Here is a 22,401-nt window from a genome sequence, read left to right on the forward strand (position 1 = left end):
GAAATTGAAGATTATGGCCAGTCGCTGACCAACACTATTTGCGTCACCCTGTGCCTCGAGTCTGTAAAGAGTTGTCGCGTTAGCGGCCAAGTCATACAACGAGTTTGCGTCGAGAATTAGCACCAAAGCCGCTAACACAACGATGCTAAACAACGCAAACATTCGCGCCCTCTTATCGATAATGGTCAAGACGGCAACGCTAATTGCGAAAAGACCAAGCCCAGTTCTTGACCCCGAAAAGAACAAGGGCCAAGAAACAAATGCAACGACAATCGGCCCGATAAATCTGTAAAACCTACTTCCGGACGTTGAGAAAAGCGAAAAGGCCGCGACGGCGAGAAGTGAGGACGTCTGGGCAAGCTGAAAATAGGAAGCACCAAACGGGCCCACTAACGTACCTTTTCCAAGATTTACCACGAGGCCATCTTTAACTACGATCTGACCCGTGCCGAAAACAAACTCTGGTACGCAGTAGGCCGCGACAAAAACTCCCGAGGCCGTTAATAGCCTCAGCACCACCCTCTTCCGTTCACCTGTAATAGAAACCTTGGCAGCCATCACAAGCACTAGGAGACCGATTAGGTATCTGGCAGCACTGAATAGCGAGAACCTCCCGTATTCCCAATCTAGAAAGACAAGGGCCCATATGCTAGCGCATACACAAAACCAACAAACCAGCAACCCCCAAATTCTAATTGGTTTTGGGATATCGCTAACACGGCCAATTGCAGGGAAGAACATTACCACTCCAATCAACACCATCACGTCAAACAGGCGAGGATTGGTTCTATCAAATGGGGTCAGGTAGAGAAGTGGTCGTTCGTAGGAAAACGACAGTATCAGCGCACACAACCAAAGGAACCTCACACGCTCGCGAGTGAGGAGGGATCGATTCTGAGCCGTACTTTGATCAAAGGAATGATTCAAGTGTCCAACTCGCTACTTCTTCTGGCCGACCTAAGCAGACTTATCATCCACGAAATGTCGTTTCGAACAGTTTTCCAAGCAAATGCCACGACTAAGCCTGCCAAGGCGGCGGACGCTACCGCACCACAAATTACAGCTAGCACAGGCGCATTCATCTCCAACAGTTCAAGCCGTACGAGCAAAGCAACCAGCCCGAGAGCGGCCGCTATACAAAGCGGCCTCCAGACGGCGAGTAGGAAATCTCTCGGGGTGATGCTCGTCCCGTGAAACGAATACACCAAAGTCGGATACGCAAGCACGACGGTTGCCAAAGAGTAGCCAAGCGCAACACCTGTCACCCCCAGTTAAGACCAAGAGAAAACAGCAGAATACGAATGGGCACTGACCAACAACCCCAAATCAGCATCCTCTTCCCCCTCCCAAGCGAAACGTATACCCAACCAACGGTAGCTAGCACTGGGTCGATAACGGCCGACACTCCTAAGGAGGACAAATATCGAAACCGCCTCGCCCCATTTCGGACCAAGGAAGGTCAGCACCACCTCATTCGCCAGTACCAACATGAGCACCACCAAGGGCATCGAGAGGTACGCGACCACTGAAACAGCCCTAAGATAGTAGGACCTGTAAACATCGCCATCGGACTGGACTCGACTTAGTGCAGGAATCGCAACCGCTGTCAGAGGCGCAGTCACCTGGCCTAGAGGCAGCAGCAGCAAAGAGTACGCTCTTGAGTAGATTCCTAAAGACTGTGCGCCCAAGACTCGACCCACCAGCACATTGTCAAGATTTCGTCCCAAATAGTTCACCAACCCGTACGCAGTCAGGTATCCGCCGAATCGCATAAGCGAACGGACGCCAGATCGCCTTACTGGCAAAGTGGGAACCCACCGTGATGCCACCCAGACCAGAACTGTTGTGGTTGCGAAGGTTGCCAACTGCAGGAAGACCAACGACCAGTAGCCAAAGCCCTTGGCGGCCGTCCCCACCGCGACCACCGCGCCTACAAGTGCAGCTACGACCTCTATTTTCGAGATTAGTCCTAACTTCAATTGGCGCCGCAATAGCGCTTGGTGCTGCATTGCCAAGCCAGAGAAAATAAACGTAATTCCCATCGCACAGGTGACTGGTGTTAGACGATGGTCTCCGTAGAACCAAGCTAACGCGGGAGCAAGGGCGGCTGTAGCTATTGCTAGAGCAGTCGCTATCGCCAAACCGAGCCAAAAAAGGGTGCTGAGTTGCTCTTGGGAAATTGCCTCACTTTGGATGGCGGCGAGTGTTAACCCCATGTCGCGAAAGATCATCATGAAACCAGTAACAGCCGTTACCATGGCTACCAAGCCGAAATCCTCCGGCACCAGTAGCCTCGCAAGGACCATCGTTGAAATCAGACTCAGGACAAACTTGATCACCTGAGCAGATAGAGTGGCCACACCCCCTGCAACAGAGAGTCTCTTTACTTCGGCGGGGTGGGTCCACTTGCCTTGTCACAGATCATAGGGGCGAGCTTCGGCAACCTTCAGCAGGCGAATTCTCCAATCACAAGCGCCCATCAACATACTCTCGTGGCAGTACATGCTTGACGTCATAAACCACTGCCAATGGTTTTGCGAAGTCGCAGATTGCATGAGGACCCGCCTTCTTGAAGTCTTCGTGTCCCACTGCGAGCACTACTGCATCGTACGCACCTTGCTCAGGCGCACTTACAAGCTGCAGGTTGTACTGATGCTGCGCCTCCACCGCATTTACCCAGGGATCGTACACATCCACATGAATACCGTAGGCCATAAAGGCGTGAACAATGTCCACAACACGTGTGTTCCGCAGATCAGGACAGTTCTCTTTGAACGCCAACCCCAAAACTAAAATACGCGCGCCTACAGGATTAATGCTCTTGCGCACCATCAGCTTTATAACCTGGTCGGCTACGTAAGGCCCCATGCCATCATTGGTCCGCCGCCCCGCCAGAATCACTTGTGGGTGATGCCCCACCTGCTGAGCCTTGTGCGTCAAGTAATAAGGATCCACACCGATGCAATGCCCACCGACCAGCCCCGGCCGGAACGGCAGGAAGTTCCACTTTGTACCCGCGGCCTCCAGCACGTCCAAGGTATCGATGCCCAGCTTGTTGAACAGGATGGCCAGGTCGTTCACGAGGGCGATGTTGAGGTCGCGCTGGGTGTTTTCGATCACCTTGGCCGCCTCGGCAACCTTGATGTTAGGCGCCTTGTGCGTTCCGGCTGTGATGATGCGGCCGTAGAGGGCGTCCACGAAATCCGCGACCTCGGGCGTGCTGCCGCTGGTCACCTTCTTGATGTTGGGCAGGCGGTGTGCCTTGTCGCCCGGGTTTATGCGTTCCGGGCTGTAGCCGCAAAAGAAGTCCTGGTTGAACTTCAGGCCGCTCACTCGCTCGAGGATGGGCACACAGTCATCCTCAGTGCAGCCCGGATATACGGTGCTTTCGTACACCACCACGTCGCCCTTCTTGAGCACGATTCCAATGGCTTCGCTAGCCCTAACCAGCGGCGTCAGATCAGGGCGCTTGGCATCATCGATGGGTGTAGGAACCGTAACGATGTAGACATTGCAGTCCGCAATGTCGATCAGTTGGTCCGTGTACCGCAGGTGTGGGCTGAGTGCCAGCTCCTCGGCACTGCACTCCAAGGTGCTGTCCTTTCCTTCGCGCAGTTCGGTCACACGCGCGCCGCGGACGTCATACCCAATGGTAGAAAGTTGTTTTCCGAACTCCACTGCCAGCGGCAGGCCTACGTAACCCAGGCCGATGATGGCGATGCGGACATCTTGTTCAGGCAACATGATCTACTTTTCTTGAGTTCTGGATATGGGGAAACAAGGACGCCACCAACAGTCCAAACAGGGCCAGGTGCGCAGTAGTCCGCAAAGGATAGTCGCCCAACGAATGCAGCAGCACCAGCAACAGCGCAATCCATGACGCCCGTCGCAAAGCCACCGAAGCAAGCAAGCGTTCGTCGTCGGTTTGCCGCTTCCGCCAGGCTCGCCAGCCGGCCCAGGCGAACGCCAACAGCGCCGCGGTGATCAGCAGCAAGGCAGGCCAACCACCTTCCAGCCACAGCTGCGCGTAGTCGTTGTGGGCGTTGTTGATGTAGTAGGCGCCGGGCTCGGTATCGGACGCCTCGAAGGCACGACGGAAACCGCCCAGCCCGGTACCCAGCGGCGCATGTTCGCCGGCCAGTTGCACCACCACGCCGGCGTACTTGAAGCGGGCATCGTCGAACGGGTCCTTCTCCAGGCGCTGCAGGATGCCCAGCAACGCGAACTGGATGCTCAGCACCAGGCCCATCCCGATGGCCACCGCCAGCACACGCCGCGTACCGCGCCGGCGCCGCATGGAAAGCACCAAGGGCAGGCTCAGCAATAGCCCGACCATGCCCAGCAGCAAACCCGCACGCGACCGCGCCAGCGCAATGCCCAGGATCAGCAAGGCCGCGATGCCGATGCCCGCCACCACGCCCAGCGCCGCGGTGGCGCCCTGCCCTTCGCGCTTCTGCTGCCAGCGCACCGCGCCAAGCACGGTGAAGGGCAACGCCATCGCCAGCAGGCTGGCCAGGTGGTTGCGGTTGGCGAAAAAGCCGACGGCTTCAGTGGGATTGGTGATCGTGTAGAAGCGCAGCACGCTGTCCTTGCCACCGGCCAGTTGGGCGATGCCCAGCACCACCGACAGCACCGCAATCGCCACGAACAGCAGCAGCAGGCGCCGGCGCTGTTCGCTGTCGAACTGCAGGGTGGACAGGAACATCGCCACGGCCGGCAACAGCCACAAGGCGGCGCGTTCGGTGGCCAAGGGCACCAGGCCCAGGCGCTGTGCGGGCTCGACGCCGGCCGCCGCCAGTTGCGGGGCCAGCGCTTCGCGTGCGGGGGTCGACAGCCAGAGGAATTCCGGCACCGGCAGTAGCTGCAGCAGCGGCAACGCCAGCGGCAGGCCGGCGATCAGCCAGGCCGCGGGCGGCAGGGCCGCTTCGGGGTCCTGCCGATGGCGCCAGAACACGATACCGATCAGCACCAGCGACAGCGCCTGACACAGGCTGTCACCCAGCGTGCCCTGGCCCCCGCCCAGCAGCAGGCTGAGCAGCAGCAGGGCAGCCGCAAGCGGCCAGTGCCAAATCTGCAATGAAGGGTTCGGCATCCTGCCCACCGGTGGTCAGGGCCGCGCGGACCGCGCCCCTGGGATCATGCCCGAGTCCGGGGATTCAGGGGCTGACGGGGCGGTCGTTGCTGTCGCTGCCGCCACCGGCCACCAGGGCGATCGCAACCACGCCACCGCCGACCAGCAGCCAGGTGTTGGTATTCGACTTCGTGGTCGTGGTGTCCGTCGGCTCGGCGTCCGTCGGCTCGGCATTCGCCGGCTCGGCATCCGCCTGCGCCAGCAGGGGGCCGACACGCTGCACCGAAGCCACGCCACCCGCGCAGGGCGACAAGGCCGGTACGTCCAGCATCGAACCGGCGACCAGCGGCAGGGCGCAGCCGTCGTTGAAGCTCAGCTGCACCGAGCCCCCTTCCATTACCAGCACCCGGTCGCCGGCCTGCAGGGCCTGGCCGTCGGTGGCAGTGACGAACTGGTCGCCCTGGCTGACCAGCACGGTGCCCTCGGCCGGGCCCAGGGTGGCGACGGGCTCGTTGGCGAGCGCGGTACCGGACAGCAGGCAGGCGGCGGCAAGCATGGAAAGGCGCTGCGACATGAAAATTCCTGGAGATGGTTGTTGACCGTTCTAGGCCAACGACAAGCGCCGATGATAGCGGACACGCGCGTGCCATATCCAGAAAATAGGGGCGCAGACGGGCAAAAGCACAAGGCCGCTTTGCGGCGGCCTTGTGTGTGTTCCTGCGGGCCGGCCGTTACGGGCTGGCCGGCGTGATGCTGTAGTCGCCTTCGACGTAGGCAATGGCCATGCCGGCGGTGAAGGCGCCGAACACCCACCAGGTGGAGGCCGGTTCGACATGGGTGGCGCCACCCACGGCCTGCGCATAGCTCGGGCCGACCTGCTGGACCGTGGCGACGGCACCGGCACAGGTGGACACGGCCGGGACCTCGACCAGCGAGCCCGAAGCCAGCGGGAACGCGCAGCCATCGGCGAAGGTGATCGTGGCGTTGCCGCCCTCCATCACCATGACGCGGTCGCCGGCCTGCAGCGCCTGGGCGTCGGCAGCGGTGACGAACTCCTCGCCCTGGTTCACCAGGACGGTGCCTTGCTGGCTGGAAAGGGTGGCGACGGACTCCGCGGCGAACGCGGACGAGGCCATCAGCGAGAGCAAGAGCGGCGGCGATGCGAATCATGGCGTTTCTCTCTGGTTTGGACCTGCCGTTTCATCGACAGGCCAGCTCGCGAAGGGTACCCCAAAGAGGGCTCACGGGCAAACCCGTTGCGGCGCTCAGCGCTGCCGGCTGATGCGGAGCTCGTCGAACCAGGCGGCACCGCCGATAAGCTGTTCCGCCGGGATCCGCGCTGGCAGGCGTAGCCTCAGCCACTGGCCCGGGCAGCCCTCGGCAGGCACTTCGAACTCCAGGCTGAACGAGCGCCAGGAACCGTGCCCTTTCAGCGGTTCAGTTTCGCCCAGTACCGGGCCGGAGGGTGCGCAGGACAGGGTCCAGACCAGGCCCCGTTCGGTGCGCAGGTTCTGTGGCCGGGCCTGCCCACGCAGGGTGTAGTGGCCGGGGGCCAGTGCCAGCATCTGGGAAACGTGGGCGAACGGGACCCGGCGGTCCTGGAAGGCGACGCGCAGGGCCAGCCGACTGCTTGCACCGGGGCCGTGACCCGGTCGATGCGGGCACCGGCGATCCGCCCCAGGCGCCAGTCGAACCCGCCCTGCCCCGGCTCCCATTCGAAGCTGCCGTTGTAGAGGTTGCCCAGGCTGCCCAGCCGTTCCTTCGGAAGCTGGCTCACCCAGGTCAGGTAGGCCGGGCCCCAGCGGCCTTCCTTGACCAGGCGGTCCACCCAGACGCGCAGTTCGACGTCAGGCAAACCGCCGTCGGCCTTGCGCAGGCGCTCCATCAGGGCGGCCAGCACGTTGATGTCGGGCGTTTCGCGTATTACCGGCAGCACCACGACCGTGCGCCAGGGCGGCAGCGTGATGAGCCGCTCGGCCAGCGCCTCGTGCGCGGCGGGCAGTTGCGCCAGCGCGGTGAATACCGGCCGCAGCTTGGGGATGAGTTCGGGTTCGGCGCGCAGCAAGAGGTCCAGCCGCGCGACGGCCGGGGCGAATTCATTGCGCGACAGGTGGTAGTCCACCAGCCAGGCCAGGGTCGGCACGTCGCGTGGCGACCGGTCGGCGGCGATCAGGTACAGGGGCGCGGCCCCTTCGAGGTCGCCCGCCGCCGTCCTGAGTTGGCCGAGCACGCGGTAGGGACGGCCGTCGAGGGGATTGAGCGCGAGCGCACGGCGCGCGAGGTCCTCCGCCTCGGCGGCGGTTCCGGGCGTGGCGGCGCGGCGTTCGGCTAGGTGCAGCAGGGCCTCGGGGTGGTCACCGCGCCAGGACAGGGCCCGTTCGGGGTCGCTGGAGGCGTAGTGGTCGGCCATGCCCAGGCTCAGGACGCGCCAGCCCACCACGATCAACACCAGCAACACGGCGCCGGCGATCCAGCGGGGGTGGAGCGCTCAGTCTCTGTCATGGCGTACCTGGCTGATGCGGAGGGTGCCGGCGTCGCGGCGGAATTCGAAGCGGATGTTGCCGGTGCTGCGTGTTGGCCGGCGCTGGCCGGCGGCCTGCACGGCGGTGCTGTAACGGGCCAGTACGGTGGCGCCGTCGTCGCGTTGCAGCCAGGCGGTGGGCTCGATCTGCAGCTGGCGTTGCTGCGATTTCGAGAACAGGGACTGGTAATCGTAGGCGATCGCGTCGCGGCCGCCGCGGTTGTTGCTGGCGTCGCGGGTGAACAGGCGCATCAACGCACTGATGTCGCCGGCGACGTAGGCCTGGGTGAACCGGTGCAGCACCTCGTGCGCCTCGGCTTCGTTGTAGGCGGCCTGGGCGGGAGTCTGGGCCGGTGCCTGCGAGCTTGCCGGATCGGGCGCCGCCACGATGCCGGACGCTTGCGGCCCGGGCGTGGCCGGCGGCGGGCCAGCGGCCTGCGGTGGCGCGGCAGCGCGCGGCACGGCGGCCACATCGGTCGACGGGCGCGCTGACGGTGGTGGGGGAACCACTTCCGGCAGGTCCCGGTCCGGGGATGGGGCAGCAACGACATCGGCAGGCACCGTTTCGGGCGCATCCATGGCTTGCGGCGCAGACGCCGCCGATTCGTCCGACCCGACCAAGGGAGAAAGCACGGGCTCGATGGCATCGGAGTCCGGAAGGCTGGCGCGGTCCTCGGGCGCAAGGGACATGCCCGCATCCGCGGGTGCCGGCGCGACGAGCGTCGCGCCTTTGCGGACCGGAGCCTCCAGCCGCTGCCCGTACCACATCAGCATCAGCAGCGCGCCCGCAAGCGTGCCAAAGCTGCCCAGAACCAGCAGCGGCAGGCGCTGTACGGTGCGCGTGGAAACCAGTGGCCCCGAGCCGTCGTCGAGGTCCATCCGCTCGGGCCGCGGGGCCCGCGCCCGGCCCGGCTCGCCCAGCGTCACGGCCTCGAACGCCGGGCGTTGGGCATCGTAGGCCTGGCGCCGGTCAGGCAGGCGCAAGTCGTTCCATGCACGGTTGACCCGATCGGCATAACTCGCTTCCCAGCCGTCGGGGTTGCGGTCGGGGTGCAGCCAGCGCACCAGCCAGCGGTAGTGGTCCTTGACGCGTGCGTCGGGGGTGTCGGGCGTCACGCCCAGCACGCGATAACTGTCGGCACCCGGGGCGAACTGCATGTGCAGGATGAAGAAGATCGCCGCTTCGACCACGGTTTCCGCGGACTCGCCACTGGCGGCCGCGCATTCCCGGGCCAGGGCGTCGTCGCCGGCAGCCAGCCGCACCAGTACCAGCATGTCCTCCGGCAACGGCCGCGAAAGCGCCGCGCCCAACAAACCGGGCGACCGGTGGCAGGCCAGTGCCTGCTCGAGTGCCAGATGGGTGCCGCCCCTCATGCCCCCGCTCCCCGTGCCTGCGGCATGCGCCCTGTTCACGGCCATGCGCGGCCCATGGGTCGCTTATCGCCGCGCCAGCTTCTTCGGCTGGTCCTGGCCGCCGTAGGTGTAGTAGTTGTAAGCGCCATAACCGTAGCCCACGCCCGCGTGCTTCGCACTGTACTTGGTCAGCAGCGCGCCCACGACATGGGCACGGGCCGCGTACATGCGCTTGAGCGAATTGCGTGCAAGGCTGATGCGGGTGCTCCCGGCCTCCACCACCAGCAGCGTGCCACCTGCCAGGTTGGCCAGGATCGGCGCGTCGGCCAGGCCCATCACCGGCGGGCCGTCGATGATCACCTGGTCGTACTTGTCGGTGACCACGCGGGTGAGCGCGATCATCTTCGAACCCATCAACAGCTCGGCCGGGTTGGGCGGCAGCGGACCGGTGGGCATGAACATCAGGTTCGGCTGGTCGGTGGACTGGACCACGTCCATCGCCTTGACCGCACCGGCCAGGAAGTTGCTCAGGCCGGCACTGTTGTCTATGCCCAGCACGCGGTGCAGGGACGGGTTGCGCATGTCGCCGTCGATCAGCAGCACGCGCTTGCCCAGCTGGGCGAAGTTGCGGGCCAACGTCAGCGCCGTGGTGGACTTGCCTTCCGACGGCGTGGCACTGGTGACCAGCAGGCAGCGCGGCACGCCGGAGTCGGTGGAGAACTGCAGGGCCGTGCGCACCGAACGGTAGGCCTCGGCGAAGGCCGAGCGCGGATCCTCGAGGGCCCTGGCCGGGGTCATCGGCGTCTTGAGCAGCGGGATCACGCCCAGCACGGACAGGCCCAGCAGCTTTTCGATGTCCTCGGGCGACTTGACGCTGTCGTCCAGATGTTCGAACACGAAGGCCAGCAGCACGCCCGCGAACAGGCCCAGCAGCAGGCCCACCGCCAGGTTCAGCGTGAGGCGCGGCTTGTGCTTGTTGGTCGGCACTTCCGCGGTATCGACGACCGAAATGTTGTTGGTGCCCACGCCACCGGCGATGCCGATGTCCTTGTAGCGCTGCAGCAGGGCGTCGTACTGCTGGCGGTTGGTGTCGACCTCGCGCTTGAGGATGTTGTACTGGATGCTTCGGCTCTGCAGGTCCAGCACTTCGTCCTTGAGCGTGTTGACCTGGGACTTGAGCAGTTCTTCCTGCGCCAGCGCGGCCTGGTACTCGGCGCGGATGGACGCCTTGATGTTGCCCACCTCGATGGCGATCTGCTTGTCCAGCTCGTCGATCTGCGCCTTGAGCTGCTGCATTTCCGGGAACGCCGGCTTGAACACGCTCAACTTGTCCTGGTATTCCGCCATCAGGCTGGCGCGGTTCTCCTGCAGGGCCTGGATGATGCTGCTCTCCAGTACGCTGCTCAGGCCAAGGCCCGACGCGGCCTCGGCCTGGCGCCAGCGCGCCTCGGCACGGATGCGTTGGTCCTGGGCCGTGGCCATCGCGGTGTTCAGTTCGCCCAGGCTCTGCGTCGACAGCGAGGACCCGTCGTTGGCGTCGACGATGCGCTCGCGCTGGGCGAAGGCCACCAGCTGTTTCTCGGAATCCTCGAGCTTGAGCTTGAGCTGCTCCAGCCGGTCTTCCAGATAGGTCTTGGCGTAGGACGAGGCGTCGAAGCGGCGCTCGAGGTTGCTGGCGATGTAGGCCTGCGCAATTGCGTTGACCACGCGCTTGGAGAAGTCGGCGTCCGGGCTGTCGTAGTGCACGCGCACCAGGCGCGAGTTGCGCACCGGCTCGATGCTCAGCCGGCTGAGGAAGCTGGTGATCATGCGGCTCTGGGCAGCGCCTTCGCGGGCCTCGAGTTCAGCCACGGTGACCTCTTCGCCGGGCTCTTCCGGGCCCATGCCCAACAGCACGCGCCAGGGCGACGGCGCGGTCATGCGCTGGTAGGCCGGGTCGTCCACGAGGTTGAGTTCACCGATCACGCGCTGGGCCAGGCTGCGGCTCTTCAGCAGTTCGTACTGGGTCTGGTAGAAGTCGCGGTCCACCGGCGATTCGGTCGGGGTGAAACCCTCGACGTCGACCACCTTCATGGTGTCGCGCTCGATCTGGACGGTGGTGGTGGCGCGGTAGATCGGCGTCATCAGCAGCGTGCCGACCAGGACCGTGACGAAGACGATGCCCAGGGTCGCCAGCACGGTCCAGCGGCGCTTGACGATGATGCGCCAGTAATCGAGCAGGTTGATCTCGTCGCTGGCGGACTCCGGTTCGGGCGTGCGCAGGTCGAGGCTGATCGCCTGGCCGCGGCCGCCCAGGGCGAGCTGCCGGCCGGCGCTGTCGCCTTGGCTGGGTGTCGGCAGGCCGGCACCGCGCCCTTCTGGATTTTCCTGGTTCATGCGGTCCGCTATGGGTATGGGTCAGAAAGTGGTGAAGCCGACGAAGCCGCGCAGGGTGTCGGTGATGGCCTTGATGGCGGTCTTGCCGCCGGACTGGTCGACCACGATGATGTCGTCGCCATAAACCAGCGGGTCTTCGGCATTGCCCGCCCGGATCGCGCGCAGGTCGAACAGGGCCGCCATGCGTTTGCCCTCGATGGTGCGGAACACCACCACCGCCGTCGGGTCCGCCAGTATCGTGAGGCCTTCCGACATCGCCACCGCCTGCAGCAGGCTGGTCTTGCCGGTGATCGGGAAGATGCCCGGCTTGTTGACCGCACCCTCGACCGTGATGCGCTGGCTGGTGAATTCCTTGACGAACACGCTTACATGCGGGTTTTGCAGGAATTCCTCGCTGAGCTGCTTTGCGATCTCCTGCTCCAGCTCGGGCACGGTCTTGCCGCCGGCGGCGACCGTGCCGATCAGCGGAAGCGAGATCATGCCGGAGGAGTTCACGCGGACTTCGCGGTCGAGGTCCTCGAGCTGGAACACGCTCACCTGCAGCAGGTCGAGCGCACCGATGCGGTAGTCGGACACGCCGGTATAGGCACCGCTGCCGGTGGTGGTGTCGGGCGGCGACAGGGATGAGGTGCTGGTGACCACCCGGCTGGTGCCGGCGCGCACGGAGTCGCTGGTCGACACGCCGCACCCGGCCGATCCCAGGACCAGCAGCAGCACCACCAGCGAAGCTAGAAACCTGAACAAATCCATACTCCTGGAACGGGGCTTATCCGGTGGGGCCGGGATTATGCGTTGCCAAACAGCCGCTGCCAAAACCCGGTGCGCCCTGCGGCCGCCGTGAGACGCGCGGGCAAGGCCGGCAGCTGCCCCGGCGGAAGGTTGTCCAGTATGCCCTGTGGCCGGGTCTGGACCATGTGGTGGGCCTCGTCGGCCCCCACCCGGCGTGCCGCGGCCTCCCGGCCTTCGGCCAGCAAGGGCGGGCGCTTGTCGATGTGGTGCGAGTCGGTGGCCAGGATGTGCACCAGGCCTTCGTCAAGCATGCGTTCGCCCCAGTACCGGGGTCGGCTGCCGAAGCGGCCGGTCAGGCTGCCGGCGGTGACCTGCATCCAGGCGCCCTGTTTCACCAGTTCGCCGAACACCGCGTAGTGGTTCTCGATCCAGCTCAGCCTTTCGGGGTGGGTGATCACCGGCACCAGGCCGGCGGCCATCAACTCGAACACCGACTCGGCGAACCGGGGCGGTGCCACGTGGTGCGGTGGTTCCAGCAGCAGGTAGCGGCTGCCGCACAGGGTGGGAATCTTGCCGTCGGCGATGCTACGGGTGAGGTTCGGGGCCAGGTGGGTGTCGGCGCCGAAACCCAGTTGCAGCGGGATGCCGGCCTCGGCCAGGTCCAGGCGGAACTGCGCCACGGCGGCTTCGATGCCGGCCAGGTCGTTTTCGTACAGGCCCGGGTAGATATGTGGGGTGCAGGCGGTGAAGGTGATGCCGTCCTGCACCGCGCAGCGCGCCATGGCCAGCGACACGTCCCGCGACTGCGGGCCGTCGTCGATGCCGGGCAAGATGTGGCAGTGCAGGTCGATCATGCGTGCTCCGCGGGAGCGGGGCCCCGCTGGGCACCCCGGTCCAACGCCTGAGGCGTGCGACCGCACGATCGCGGTCGCTGCTGAACACGTACCAGGCCACCAACAGCCCCAGGAAGGCCAGCACCAGGAAGGGACGGTATACACCCAACTTGACAGCAATGGCGGCCCCGAGCCCCAGCGCCAGGGACAGGCTGCCCAGCAACAGCACCACCCGGGTCGGCGACAGGCCGGCGTCCAGCAGCAGGTGGTGCATGTGGTTGCGGTCGGCGCTGAAGGGCGAGCGGCCCTGCCGCCAGCGCCGGAACATCAGCACGACGCAGTCGACCAGGGCAGCGCGATGGTCCATGGCCCCAGCACCGGCGAGACCGGGTGCAGCGGGTCGTGGGTCCCGCGCACCGCCACCCAGGCAATGATGAAACCCAGCAGCATGCTGCCGCCGTTGCCCAGGAAGACCCGGGCGTGCGATTGCCAGGGGAAGCGGAGGTTCCAGAACAGGAAACCGAGCAGCGCGCCCACCACCGTCAGCAGGCGTTCGGCCAGCATGGTGTCGCCGGCATACAGCGCGAACCCGGTGAACAGGCTCAGCGACACCAGGGACAGCGTGCCCGCGAGACCGTCGACGCCGTCACACATGTTCAGCGCGTTGATGACCCCGACGACGATGAAGATGGTGAACGGCACGGCGAACAGGCCCATGTTCGATCCCATGAAGCCGAACACGTCCTGCAGGCGGGTGGCCATCACGCCGGCGAACACCATCATCGCGATCGCCGCGCCGGACTGGGCCGCGATGCGCCAGCTCCAGTGCAGGTCCCAGAGGTCGTCGAGCTGGCCCACCACCACCAGGGCGATGGCGCAGGCAAGGAAAGTCAGCCCCGGGTAGCCCAGGTGCGGCTCGAACACCACGAAACAGGTGATCACCGACAGCAGGATCGCCAGGCCGCCCGTCACGGGCGTGGCGAGGCCATGCTGCTTGCGGCCCCCCCGGGACCGGGTGGTCGACCAGGCCGAGACGGCGCGCCAGCGGCAGGGTCAAGGGCACCAGGACCAGGCACAGCGACAGGGCGACGGCGGTGCGGACCCAGGCATCGGGCGACAGTTGCGACAGCAAATTCAGGTAGTCCATTCCGTGGTCCAACGCAATTCAGGCGGGCACAGGACAGGACTGCGCAATTTATCGCGGTTCGATGGCTGGCATGGGGGGCGCACAGGATAGCGGCCTTGCAAGAGGGTGGCGAGAGAAAAATTTCCTGCCCGTTCAGGGTGCGCCGCGCCCGTAGACGTCCTCGAAACGCACGATGTCGTCCTCGCCCAGGTAGCTTCCGGACTGCACTTCGATCAGTTCCAGCGGCACCTTGCCCGGGTTTTCGAGCCGGTGCTTGCTGCCCAGGGGGATGTAGGTGCTCTGGTTCTCGGCCAGCAGGAACACCTTGTCGTCGCAGGTCACGCGCGCGCTGCCGCTGACCACGATCCAGTGTTCGGCGCGGTGGTGGTGCATCTGCAGGCTCAGGGCGGCGCCCGGATTGACGACGATGCGCTTGACCTGGAACCGGTCGCCGCTGTCGATGCCGTCGTAACTGCCCCAGGGCCGGTAGACCTTGCGGTGGATGTTGGCCTGGCTGCGGCCTTCGGCCTTGAGCCGGGCGACGATGTCCTTGACCTGCTGCACCTGGTCGCGCGCCGCCACCAGCAGCGCGTCGTCGGTGTCCACCACGATCACGTCCTGCAGCCCGAGCAGGCTGACCAGGCGGCGTCCGCCCCAGGCCAGGGTGTTGCGGCAACCCAGTGCCAGCACGTCACCGTGGTGGGCGTTGCCATCGGCGTCCTGGTCGGCGATTTCCCACAGTGCCGACCAGGAACCGACGTCGCTCCAGCCCACGTTGATCGGCAGCACGGCCGCGGCATCGGTCTTTTCCATCACCGCGTAGTCGATGGAGTCCGACGGGCAGGCTTCGAAGGCGGCGCGGTCCAGGCGCAGGAAGTCGGCGTCGCGCTTGCCGCCGGACAGCGCGGCACGGGCCGCGGTGACGATGGCCGGCGCGAAACGCTGCAGTTCGTCCAGGTATCGCGAGGCGCGGAACAGGAACATGCCCGAGTTCCAGAAATAGTCGCCGCTGGCGAGGTAGCCGCGCGCGGTTTCGAGATCCGGCTTCTCCACGAACCGTTCCACCCTTCGCACTTCTGTAGGAGGGGCTTCAGCCCCGATGTTCTTCGCCAAAAGCTTCGGGGCTGAAGCCCCTCCTACAGGGGAAGCTTTGATGTAGCCGTAGCCGGTTTCGGGGCCGGTGGGGACGATGCCGAAGGTGACCAGGGCGCCGGCTTCAGCGGCCGGCGTTGCGGCGAGTACGGAGGCGCGGAATCCCGCCTCGTCGCGGATGACATGGTCCGAGGGCAGCACCAGCAGCAGCGGATCGCCACCGTTCGCCTGCGCCTGCAGGGCGGCGACCGCGATCGCCGGTGCGGTGTTGCGACCCACCGGCTCCAGCAGCAGTGCTGCCGGCGCGACGCCGACCTGGCGCAGTTGCTCGGCGACCATGAAGCGGTGTTCTTCGTTGGCCACCACGATCGGCCGGCCGGCACCCGGCATCCCTTCCAGCCGGCGCCAGGTCGCCTGCAGCAGCGACTGCTCGCCGACCAGCGGCTGGAACTGCTTGGGGTGGGTCTCGCGCGACAGCGGCCACAGGCGGGTGCCGGAGCCGCCGGAAAGCAGGACGGGGATCAGTTCGGTCATGGTGGGTTTGGATGCGGGGACTTTGCAGGGGCCGACATGATGCCACGCCTACCTGTAGGAGGGGCTTCAGCCCCGACTGCTTTTCTCCGGCCGCCCTTCTCCGCAATGCCGGTCGGGGTTGAAACCCCTCCTACAGGAGTGCGGCATACTTTGGGGATGAACCTGCCGAACCGCGAAACCCTGCGCCTGGCCTGGACACGCCAGGCCCTGGCCGACCCCGATGCACCGCTGGAGCGCGCGACCACCGACGCCAGTTTCCGCAGCTACTGGCGCACCCGTTCGGCCGACCGCAGCTGGATCGTGATGGATGCACCGCCGGACCGCGAGGACATCCGCCCCTGGCTCGAGGTTTCCGGCCGCCTGGCGCGGGCCGGGTTGCACGTGCCGGAAATCCAGGCCGCCGATCCGGAGCGCGGCTTCGTGCTGATGGAAGACCTGGGCGACCGCCTGCTGTTGCCCGAGCTCAACCAGTCCAGCGCCGACCGCCTTTACGGCGACGCCTTGAAGGCCCTGCTGACGATGCAGCGCGAGGTCGACCCCGCCGGCCTGCCCGCCTGCGACGAGGCGCACCTGGTGGCCGAGATGGAACTGATGCCGCAGTGGCTGCTGAAGCGCCATCTGGGGCATTCGATCGAATGCACGGAGTGGGACCTGATCGAGGTCGCGTTCCGTGCGCTGGTCAGCAACGCGCGGCTGCAGCCGCAGGTGTTCATGCACCGCGACTACCACTCGCGCAACCTGCTGATCACCGACCGCGACAACCCCGGCATCATCGACTTGGGGTGCGATGCACGGCCCGATCACCTACGACCTGGCCTCGCTGCTGCGCGACTGCTACATCGCGTGGCCGGACGATCGCGTCAACGCCTGGGTCGAGGACTACCGCCTGCGCCTGGTCGATGCCGGCCTGACCACGCTGGGTCCCGCGGCGTTCCTGCGCGCCTTCGACCTGATGGGCCTGCAGCGGCACATCAAGGTGCTGGGCATCTTCTGCCGGCTCTGGTACCGCGACGGCAAGGCCGGCTACCTGCACGACCTGCCGCTGGTGTGGAACTACACCTGCACGGTCGGCCGCCGCTACCCGGAAACCGCGCCGATGATCGAGCTGATCGAGCGCATCCTGGGCGACCGCGACATCACCGTTCCCGCATGAAGGCCCTGGTCTTCGCCGCGGGCAAGGGCGAGCGCATGCGGCCGCTGACCGAACGCACGCCCAAGCCGCTGCTGCCCGTGCGCGGCAAGCCGCTGATCGAATGGCATCTGGAAAAACTCGCGGCGCTGGGCGTGCACGACGTGGTGGTGAACACGTCCTGGCTGGCCGACGCCTTCGAACCCGTGCTCGGCGACGGCCGCCGCTGGGGACTGCGCCTGCACTATTCGCACGAAGGCCCGGAGCCGCTGGAAACCGGCGGCGGCATGCTGCACGCGCTGGCCCTGCTGGGCGACGCGCCCTTCATCGCGGTCAATGGCGACATCTGGTGCGACCACGATTTTTCGCGACTGCCGAAGCAGCCCGAGGGCCTGGCGCACCTGGTGCTGGTGGACAACCCGACGCACCACCCCGAGGGCGATTTTGCGCTCGATGCCGATGGCCGCGTGCACGCCGCGGGCGAGTCGCGCCTCACGTTCTCGGGCATCGGCGTGTACCGCCCCGCCCTGCTGGCGAACTGGCGCAACTGCCTGGGCACGGCACCCGGCACCGAGCTGCAGCCACCACGTTTCAAGCTGGCGCCGCTGCTGCGGGCGGCGATGCGCGCCTCGGCGGTGACCGGTGAGCACCACCGCGGCGCCTGGACCGATGTCGGTACCCCGGAACGGCTGGCGGAGCTGGACGCGGGCGCCTGAGCGCGGAGTGTGCGCGGCTTGGCAGTTCGCCGCGCTGTCCCGCGGAAATTAATGGATCCCTCACGCCGGGTTGGCAACTTCGCAACGGGACGCTTGCATGCGGCGGTGTCTTGACCGGTAATGCGCACTCCCCCGTGTCTGCCTTCTGTGCCCGCCCTTCCGGCGGTCCGCACATGGCCCGACGATGTGGCCCCTCCCTGCAGGAACCCTGATGCGCGACTCGCTGTACGCCCGCCTCAAGTCCGGACTCGACCATGCGCTGGAAGGCGACCTGGCCGGGCTGGCGCCGCACGAGCGACGGGAACAGCAGCGTCGCCAGATCCAGATGCTGCATTGGCCGCTGGCGAACCTGCTGCTGGCCCTGGCGCTGCTGGAAGTGGCGCGCATGGTGATGGTGGCGGTGAACACCGCCTCGCTGCCGGCCGCCTGGCAGGGTGCGGCCGCGCTGGGGCTGCTGGGGCTGGCAACGGCCTACCGGCACCTGGTGTCGCTGCGCCGGCGGGTCTGGCTCGGCTTCGCCTTATGGGCCTGATGCTGGCCTGCCTGGCGGGACCGGCGCAGAGCTGGCAGGACGCGCCGCTGCTGTCGCTGGCGGGGTTCCTGCTGCTGCCCACGGCCTGCCTGCCGCTGCTGGTGCGCCCGCGTGTCACCTGGACCGTGCTGGTGCTGGGCAGCCTGGCGATGGCCTTGCTGCTGTGGCTGGGCGTGGACGCGCCGGCCGTGGACAAGCGCACCTTCGTCTTCTATTTCCTGGTCAGCGTCTGCGCCGGCCTCGTCCTGCGCCGCGCCCGCGCCAACCTGGCCACGCGCCTGGACCGGCAGGTCGAGACGCTCTGGCAACGCGCCGTCAGCGACCCGCTGACCGGCCTGCTCAACCGGCACGGCTGGATCAACCTGGCGACCACCGCCATGAATGACGCGGTGGTCACGGGCAAGCAGCCCGCGGTGCTGTTCATCGACGTGGACCACTTCAAGCGCACCAACGACGCCCACGGCCACCTGGCCGGCGACGATCTGCTGCGCGAGTTGGGCCAGCTGATCGAAGCGCGCATTGGTCCCGGCGAATTCGCCGCCCGGCTCGGCGGCGAGGAGTTCGCCTGCCTGCTGCCGGACTCGTCGGTGGCACAGGCCGAACGTTTCGCCCGCCGCATCGCCAACGAGTACCGGCACCGGGCCGAGGCTTTCGGCTCGACCCTCAGCATCGGCATCTCCACCCACAAACCAGGCGACCTGCTGAACGACCTGCTGGCACGCGCCGACGCCGCGCTGTACGAAGCCAAGCACCGCGGCCGCGACCAGATCGTGGTGGCGGCGAACTGAGCGGCGTGCGTGGCGGCTAGATCAGGTCGCGCAGGAAGGGGATCGTGATCCGGCGCTGCGCGGCCAGGCTGGCCTTGTCCAGACGGTCCAGCAGCGCCGTGAGGCTGGCCAGGTCGCGGTCCACGCGGCGCAGCAGGTAGTCCAGCACCGCCTCGTCCAGCTCCAGGCCACGGCGTGCGGCGCGTTGGCGCAGCACCTCGCGGCGGCCGGCATCGTCCAGTGGTTCCATCAGCAGGCGCACGCACTGTCCAAGCCGTGTGACCAGGTCAGGCAGGGTCAGCCCCAGCGCCGCCGGATTGCCACGCGCGGCGTACAGCACCACGGCACCGCTGGCGCGGGCGCGATTGTGGAAGTGGAACAGCGCTTCTTCGTCTTCGCGGTGGCCGGCGATCGCCTCGAGGCCGTCCAGGCACAGCAGTCCCGCGCCTTCCTGCGCCGCCAGCGCTTCGGCCAGCCGGCCGGCGAACGCCGCCAGCGGCAGGTAGGCGGCACGGCGATCCAAGGCGGCGGCCTCGGCGCAGGCTGCCAGCAAAAGATGCGTCTTGCCGCTGCCGGCAACGCCGGAGAGATACAACCAGTCGCCGGATTCGCCGCACGCGGCGGCGGCCACGGCATCGCGCACCGCGGCCTGTCCATGGAAGGCTTCGAAACGCTGGTCGGGCGGCGTGCGCAGCGCCAGCGGCAGTTGCGGTGTGTTCACGGCGGCGGGGTCGGACCCTTGGGAGACGCCGGCGGCAGTTCTTCGTTGGCCAGCGGGTAGTCGTCGCCTTCGGCCCCGGTCGGCACCGACGCCGCGGCGGCGACCACCGATGCCGGCACCTCGTCGTCGGCGCCATAAAGTTTGCTGTGGGTGTAGCGCTCGTGCGCGTAACGCAGCACCACCATCACCACCGCGGCCACCGGCAGTGCCAGCAGCACGCCCAGGAAACCGAACAACTGGCCGCCGGCCATGATCGCGAAGATCACCGCCACCGGATGCAGGCCGATGCGGTCGCCCACCAGCCACGGTGTCAGGATGAAACTCTCCAGCGTCTGGCCGACGCCGAACACCGCCAGCACCAGCAGCAGGTGCATCCAGTCGCCGTGCTGCACAAGGGTGGCGATGAGGGCCGCGCCGATGCCGACCAGCGCGCCGAGATATGGCACGAAACTCACCAGGCCCGCGACCAGGCCGATCAGGATGCCCAGGTCCAGGCCCACCAGCCACAGCCCGCTGCCGTAAATCACGCCCAGCGCGATCATCACGCTGATCTGGCCACGCAGGAAGCCGCCCAACACCTGGTCCGACTCGCCGGCGAGCTTGAGCACCAGCGGTTCTATCGGCCGCGGCAGCAGTTCGCGGATGCGCGCGATCATCACCGGCCAGTCGCGCAGGAAATAGAAGGTCACCACCGGAATCAGCGCCAGGTTGGCGATCCAGCCCAGGATGGTCAGGCCCGATTTCGACACGCCGCCGAACACCGTGGCGGCGATGCCGCCCGCTTCCTGCCAGTGCTGCTTGAGCAGTTCGATCAACTGGCTGGGGTCGATGTAGCCGGCCAGTTCCAGGTTGAAGCGCTGCTCGGCCCAGGGCACCGCGGTACCGGTCAGCCAGGCGCCGAACTGCGGCAACCAGTCGATCAGCTTGCCGATCTGGTTTTCGAGCATCGGCACCAGCAGCAGCACCGCCAGCACGAGCACCAGCGCCATCAGGCTGAACACCAGCAGCACGCCGGTAGTGCGCGAACGGCCGGTGTTTTCGATCTTGCGCACCATCGGGTCGCCCAGCCACGCCAGCAGGGTGCCGAGCACGAAGGGCGTGAGGATCGGCGCCAGCAGCCAGACCAGCACGCCGAAGGCGGCGGCCAGGGCCAGCCATTGCCAGCGGCGACGGTCGCTGAAGGGATCGGGGATGGCGGTCATGCGGGGGAGTCCTTGTGTGTCGCCAGGCGCGCACACCATAGCGGATCACGTAGTCCAGGCCACTGACGAAGGTGAGCAGGCCGACCGCCACCACCGCCTGCACGCGGACCTGCAGCGGCACCACCAGGCCGGCGAGTTCGACCAGGCACAGCAGCACGAGGGCGACCTGCAGCGCGGTATTGAGCTTGCCCATCAGGCTGGGCCGGCCATCGTAGGGCCCGGCCAGGCGCCACCAGACGGCGGCGCCGGCGACGATCACCGCGTCGCGCACCAGTACCGGGGCCACCAGCCAGACCGGCAGCATGCCGACCCAGACCAGGCCCAGCATCGCCAGGCCGAGCATCAGCTTGTCGGCGATCGGGTCGAGCAGGCTGCCCAGGCGGGTCTGCCAGCCGCAGCGTTTGGCGATCAGGCCGTCCAGCGCATCGCTCAGCCCGGCGGCCAGGGCCACGCCCAGCGCGCTGCGGTAATGTCCGGCCAGCAGCAGCCAAGGCAGCAGCGGCGCCATCACCAGGCGCAGCCCGGTGATGGCGTTGGGAAGCTGCCGCAGGTTCATGGCTTGAGCTGGTAGCGCGGCGCGTCCTCGGGGGCGAGCGGGTCGGCTTCGAGCGTGTCGCCGGCCGCGACGAAACGGGCGAACCCCTCCGGGCCGACGGCCAGCTCGAGATGGACGCGCAGGCTTTCGGGCCCGGCCTCCAACACCCGGATTTCGCGCACCACCGCAAGCGTCTGCAGATAACCCATGGCGCGCGCGTAGTCGCTGCCATCGCGCATGCCGACGATCTCGATGACGAGCGGGCCGGGCTCGCCGACCGAGAGGGCCACGGCATCCCGGCGCGCGATGGCATCGGCGGCGCCATCGGCACCCGAGGCGATGGCACGCTGCGGGCTCGGGTCGCTGAAGGACCAGCGTGAGAGCTCCTGGTCGCCACGGCTCAGCACCCAGTCTGCGGTCCAGCCGCTGCCGGCGCGGTAGAGCCGGCCCAGCAACTGGGTGTCGTTGCCGTAACGCGAGGTCAGGTCCCGCATCGGCTCCGGGTTCTGCGCCCAGATCGTCTGCACCGCGGCCTGCTCGACCGCGCTGCCCGAGGGCATGCCGAAATGCAGGCCACGCTCGAGGCCACGCTTGGCCAGTGGGCTGACCACATTCAGCTGCTGGCTGTTGACCAGGCGCGCGCCGCGGCCGTCGTCGATGGCCAGCCACAGGATAGGACGCGGCCGGGGGCTGCCCCAGACCCGCAGCCCGGCACCTGCCACCAGCGCGTCCACGCTGCCGGGTTCGAAGGCGAAACTCATCGTGGTCTTGTAGACCGGCACGCCGCCGACCGCGGTATTGCCCTCCTGGTCGGACGAGACCTCGCTGGCGCGGCTGTCGGCCACGAAGGAGCCGGCGTTGCCCAGCGCCCGGCGCACCACCGGGTTGCCCGGCGCCAGCGGGTCGCCGGTCAACTTGACCACCACCTGGCCCAGTGCGCGGGCGGTGGCCGCCTTGCGCTCGTTCTCGCCCTGCGAGATCAGCTCCACCTCGGCCTGGTAGAGCTCTGGATCGCGCGACGATGCGGCCGTTTCCCCGGCGGGCGGCACGGCCGGCTCCAGCGGCGCCAGTTCCTGGGCGGCCAGCGGTCCACCGGCCAGGGCCAGCAGCAGGATCAGGTGACGGAAACGGGTCATCGGGCGCGGACTCGCAGGGGCCTGGAAC

At 66.7% G+C, this 22,401-nt stretch carries 19 protein-coding genes and 2 pseudogenes; 5 read left to right on the top strand and 16 right to left on the bottom strand.

What is annotated here, in order from left to right; genetic code table 11:
- Positions 1 to 1,271: 1,271 nt before the first annotated feature.
- The 12 genes from FRZ33_RS14755 to FRZ33_RS14810 all read right to left on the bottom strand — a co-directional run bounded on the left by FRZ33_RS14755 (position 1,272) and on the right by FRZ33_RS14810 (position 15,635).
- Positions 1,272 to 2,360: a lipopolysaccharide biosynthesis protein gene (locus FRZ33_RS14755; RefSeq protein ID WP_146910501.1), complete on the bottom strand. Its 1,089-nt coding sequence runs from the start codon at positions 2,358 to 2,360 to the stop codon at positions 1,272 to 1,274.
- Positions 2,361 to 2,466: 106 nt separating this feature from the next.
- A complete protein-coding gene (gene tviB, locus FRZ33_RS14760; protein WP_146910502.1) occupies positions 2,467 to 3,744 on the bottom strand; it encodes a Vi polysaccharide biosynthesis UDP-N-acetylglucosamine C-6 dehydrogenase TviB in 1,278 nt (425 codons plus the stop codon).
- Positions 3,734 to 5,077 carry an O-antigen ligase family protein gene (locus FRZ33_RS14765; protein ID WP_158637259.1) on the bottom strand — a complete coding sequence of 448 codons (1,344 nt, stop codon included), beginning with the start codon at positions 5,075 to 5,077 and terminating at the stop codon, positions 3,734 to 3,736. The genes tviB and FRZ33_RS14765 overlap by 11 nt, the downstream gene beginning before the upstream one ends.
- A 79-nt stretch (positions 5,078 to 5,156) precedes the next feature.
- A complete protein-coding gene (locus FRZ33_RS14770; protein ID WP_146910504.1) occupies positions 5,157 to 5,645 on the bottom strand; it encodes a FecR family protein in 489 nt (162 codons plus the stop codon).
- A gap of 157 nt (positions 5,646 to 5,802) precedes the next feature.
- The gene (locus FRZ33_RS14775; RefSeq protein WP_146910505.1) at positions 5,803 to 6,207 is read right to left on the bottom strand and encodes a FecR family protein; all 405 of its coding nucleotides are present in this window, start codon (positions 6,205 to 6,207) and stop codon (positions 5,803 to 5,805) included.
- Positions 6,208 to 6,500: 293 nt separating this feature from the next.
- Positions 6,501 to 7,529 (bottom strand): tetratricopeptide repeat protein, encoded by a 1,029-nt coding sequence (locus tag FRZ33_RS14780; RefSeq protein WP_146910506.1) that lies wholly within the window; start codon positions 7,527 to 7,529, stop codon positions 6,501 to 6,503.
- 30 nt (positions 7,530 to 7,559) lie between these two features.
- A complete protein-coding gene (locus FRZ33_RS14785) occupies positions 7,560 to 8,966 on the bottom strand; it encodes a DnaJ domain-containing protein (RefSeq protein ID WP_158637260.1) in 1,407 nt (468 codons plus the stop codon).
- Between the two features lie 63 nt (positions 8,967 to 9,029).
- Positions 9,030 to 11,321 carry a GumC family protein gene (locus tag FRZ33_RS14790; RefSeq protein WP_146910508.1) on the bottom strand — a complete coding sequence of 764 codons (2,292 nt, stop codon included), beginning with the start codon at positions 11,319 to 11,321 and terminating at the stop codon, positions 9,030 to 9,032.
- Between the two features lie 21 nt (positions 11,322 to 11,342).
- Positions 11,343 to 12,065 carry a polysaccharide biosynthesis/export family protein gene (locus tag FRZ33_RS14795; protein ID WP_158637261.1) on the bottom strand — a complete coding sequence of 241 codons (723 nt, stop codon included), beginning with the start codon at positions 12,063 to 12,065 and terminating at the stop codon, positions 11,343 to 11,345.
- A gap of 41 nt (positions 12,066 to 12,106) precedes the next feature.
- Positions 12,107 to 12,904: a tyrosine-protein phosphatase gene (locus tag FRZ33_RS14800; protein WP_146910510.1), complete on the bottom strand. Its 798-nt coding sequence runs from the start codon at positions 12,902 to 12,904 to the stop codon at positions 12,107 to 12,109.
- Between the two features lie 306 nt (positions 12,905 to 13,210).
- On the bottom strand, positions 13,211 to 13,855 hold the full coding sequence (locus FRZ33_RS14805) for an MraY family glycosyltransferase (RefSeq protein ID WP_146910511.1): 645 nt from the start codon (positions 13,853 to 13,855) through the stop codon (positions 13,211 to 13,213).
- Positions 13,856 to 14,162: 307 nt separating this feature from the next.
- On the bottom strand, positions 14,163 to 15,635 hold the full coding sequence (locus FRZ33_RS14810; RefSeq protein ID WP_146910512.1) for a mannose-1-phosphate guanylyltransferase/mannose-6-phosphate isomerase: 1,473 nt from the start codon (positions 15,633 to 15,635) through the stop codon (positions 14,163 to 14,165).
- 156 nt (positions 15,636 to 15,791) lie between these two features.
- On the opposite strand from FRZ33_RS14810, the pseudogene FRZ33_RS17380 reads away from it, so the two are divergent.
- The 5 genes and pseudogenes from FRZ33_RS17380 to FRZ33_RS14830 form a co-directional block, all read left to right on the top strand.
- Positions 15,792 to 16,361 (top strand): annotated as a pseudogene (locus FRZ33_RS17380) (aminoglycoside phosphotransferase family protein); the annotation flags it as partial.
- A 61-nt stretch (positions 16,362 to 16,422) separates the two neighbouring features.
- Positions 16,423 to 16,788, top strand: a complete 366-nt coding sequence (locus FRZ33_RS17385) for a hypothetical protein (protein WP_322619047.1) — start codon at positions 16,423 to 16,425, stop codon at positions 16,786 to 16,788.
- Positions 16,785 to 17,480, top strand: a complete 696-nt coding sequence (murU, locus tag FRZ33_RS14820; RefSeq protein ID WP_146910513.1) for an N-acetylmuramate alpha-1-phosphate uridylyltransferase MurU — start codon at positions 16,785 to 16,787, stop codon at positions 17,478 to 17,480. The genes FRZ33_RS17385 and murU overlap by 4 nt, the downstream gene beginning before the upstream one ends.
- Before the next feature lie 211 nt (positions 17,481 to 17,691).
- Positions 17,692 to 18,012: a hypothetical protein gene (locus FRZ33_RS17160; protein ID WP_146910514.1), complete on the top strand. Its 321-nt coding sequence runs from the start codon at positions 17,692 to 17,694 to the stop codon at positions 18,010 to 18,012.
- Complete coding sequence (locus tag FRZ33_RS14830) at positions 18,003 to 18,800, top strand: GGDEF domain-containing protein (protein ID WP_146910515.1); 798 nt, start codon at positions 18,003 to 18,005, stop codon at positions 18,798 to 18,800. The genes FRZ33_RS17160 and FRZ33_RS14830 overlap by 10 nt, the downstream gene beginning before the upstream one ends.
- Positions 18,801 to 18,816: 16 nt before the next feature.
- Here FRZ33_RS14830 and hda read toward each other — a convergent pair whose 3' ends face one another.
- From hda to FRZ33_RS14850, 4 genes and pseudogenes are all read right to left on the bottom strand, one after another.
- A complete protein-coding gene (hda, locus tag FRZ33_RS14835; RefSeq protein WP_146910667.1) occupies positions 18,817 to 19,500 on the bottom strand; it encodes a DnaA regulatory inactivator Hda in 684 nt (227 codons plus the stop codon).
- Positions 19,497 to 20,702, bottom strand: coding sequence for an AI-2E family transporter (locus FRZ33_RS14840; protein ID WP_146910516.1), 1,206 nt, complete (start codon positions 20,700 to 20,702; stop codon positions 19,497 to 19,499). Before FRZ33_RS14840 ends, hda begins: the two co-directional genes overlap by 4 nt.
- Positions 20,703 to 20,868: 166 nt before the next feature.
- Positions 20,869 to 21,258: pseudogene (locus FRZ33_RS17895) on the bottom strand (CDP-alcohol phosphatidyltransferase family protein); the annotation flags it as partial.
- Complete coding sequence (locus tag FRZ33_RS14850; protein ID WP_146910517.1) at positions 21,255 to 22,373, bottom strand: DUF2066 domain-containing protein; 1,119 nt, start codon at positions 22,371 to 22,373, stop codon at positions 21,255 to 21,257. The gene FRZ33_RS14850 and the pseudogene FRZ33_RS17895, both read right to left, overlap by 4 nt.
- Positions 22,374 to 22,401 lie beyond the last annotated feature (28 nt).

It is taken from the genome of Arenimonas daejeonensis (assembly GCF_007993735.1).
Taxonomy (GTDB): domain Bacteria; phylum Pseudomonadota; class Gammaproteobacteria; order Xanthomonadales; family Xanthomonadaceae; genus Arenimonas; species Arenimonas daejeonensis.

What these genes read in the sequence shown, in the direction of transcription:
- tviB (WP_146910502.1), bottom strand. Translation starts at nt 3,744, where the DNA reads ATGTTGCCTGAACAAGATGTCCGCATCGCCATCATCGGCCTGGGTTAC.
- FRZ33_RS14770 (WP_146910504.1), bottom strand. Translation starts at nt 5,645, where the DNA reads ATGTCGCAGCGCCTTTCCATGCTTGCCGCCGCCTGCCTGCTGTCCGGT.
- FRZ33_RS14775 (WP_146910505.1), bottom strand. Translation starts at nt 6,207, where the DNA reads ATGGCCTCGTCCGCGTTCGCCGCGGAGTCCGTCGCCACCCTTTCCAGC.
- FRZ33_RS14785 (WP_158637260.1), bottom strand. Translation starts at nt 8,966, where the DNA reads ATGAGGGGCGGCACCCATCTGGCACTCGAGCAGGCACTGGCCTGCCAC.
- FRZ33_RS14790 (WP_146910508.1), bottom strand. Translation starts at nt 11,321, where the DNA reads ATGAACCAGGAAAATCCAGAAGGGCGCGGTGCCGGCCTGCCGACACCC.
- FRZ33_RS14800 (WP_146910510.1), bottom strand. Translation starts at nt 12,904, where the DNA reads ATGATCGACCTGCACTGCCACATCTTGCCCGGCATCGACGACGGCCCG.
- FRZ33_RS14810 (WP_146910512.1), bottom strand. Translation starts at nt 15,635, where the DNA reads ATGACCGAACTGATCCCCGTCCTGCTTTCCGGCGGCTCCGGCACCCGC.
- FRZ33_RS17385 (WP_322619047.1), top strand. Translation starts at nt 16,423, where the DNA reads ATGCACGGCCCGATCACCTACGACCTGGCCTCGCTGCTGCGCGACTGC.
- murU (WP_146910513.1), top strand. Translation starts at nt 16,785, where the DNA reads ATGAAGGCCCTGGTCTTCGCCGCGGGCAAGGGCGAGCGCATGCGGCCG.
- FRZ33_RS17160 (WP_146910514.1), top strand. Translation starts at nt 17,692, where the DNA reads ATGCGCGACTCGCTGTACGCCCGCCTCAAGTCCGGACTCGACCATGCG.
- FRZ33_RS14830 (WP_146910515.1), top strand. Translation starts at nt 18,003, where the DNA reads ATGGGCCTGATGCTGGCCTGCCTGGCGGGACCGGCGCAGAGCTGGCAG.
- FRZ33_RS14840 (WP_146910516.1), bottom strand. Translation starts at nt 20,702, where the DNA reads ATGACCGCCATCCCCGATCCCTTCAGCGACCGTCGCCGCTGGCAATGG.
- FRZ33_RS14850 (WP_146910517.1), bottom strand. Translation starts at nt 22,373, where the DNA reads ATGACCCGTTTCCGTCACCTGATCCTGCTGCTGGCCCTGGCCGGTGGA.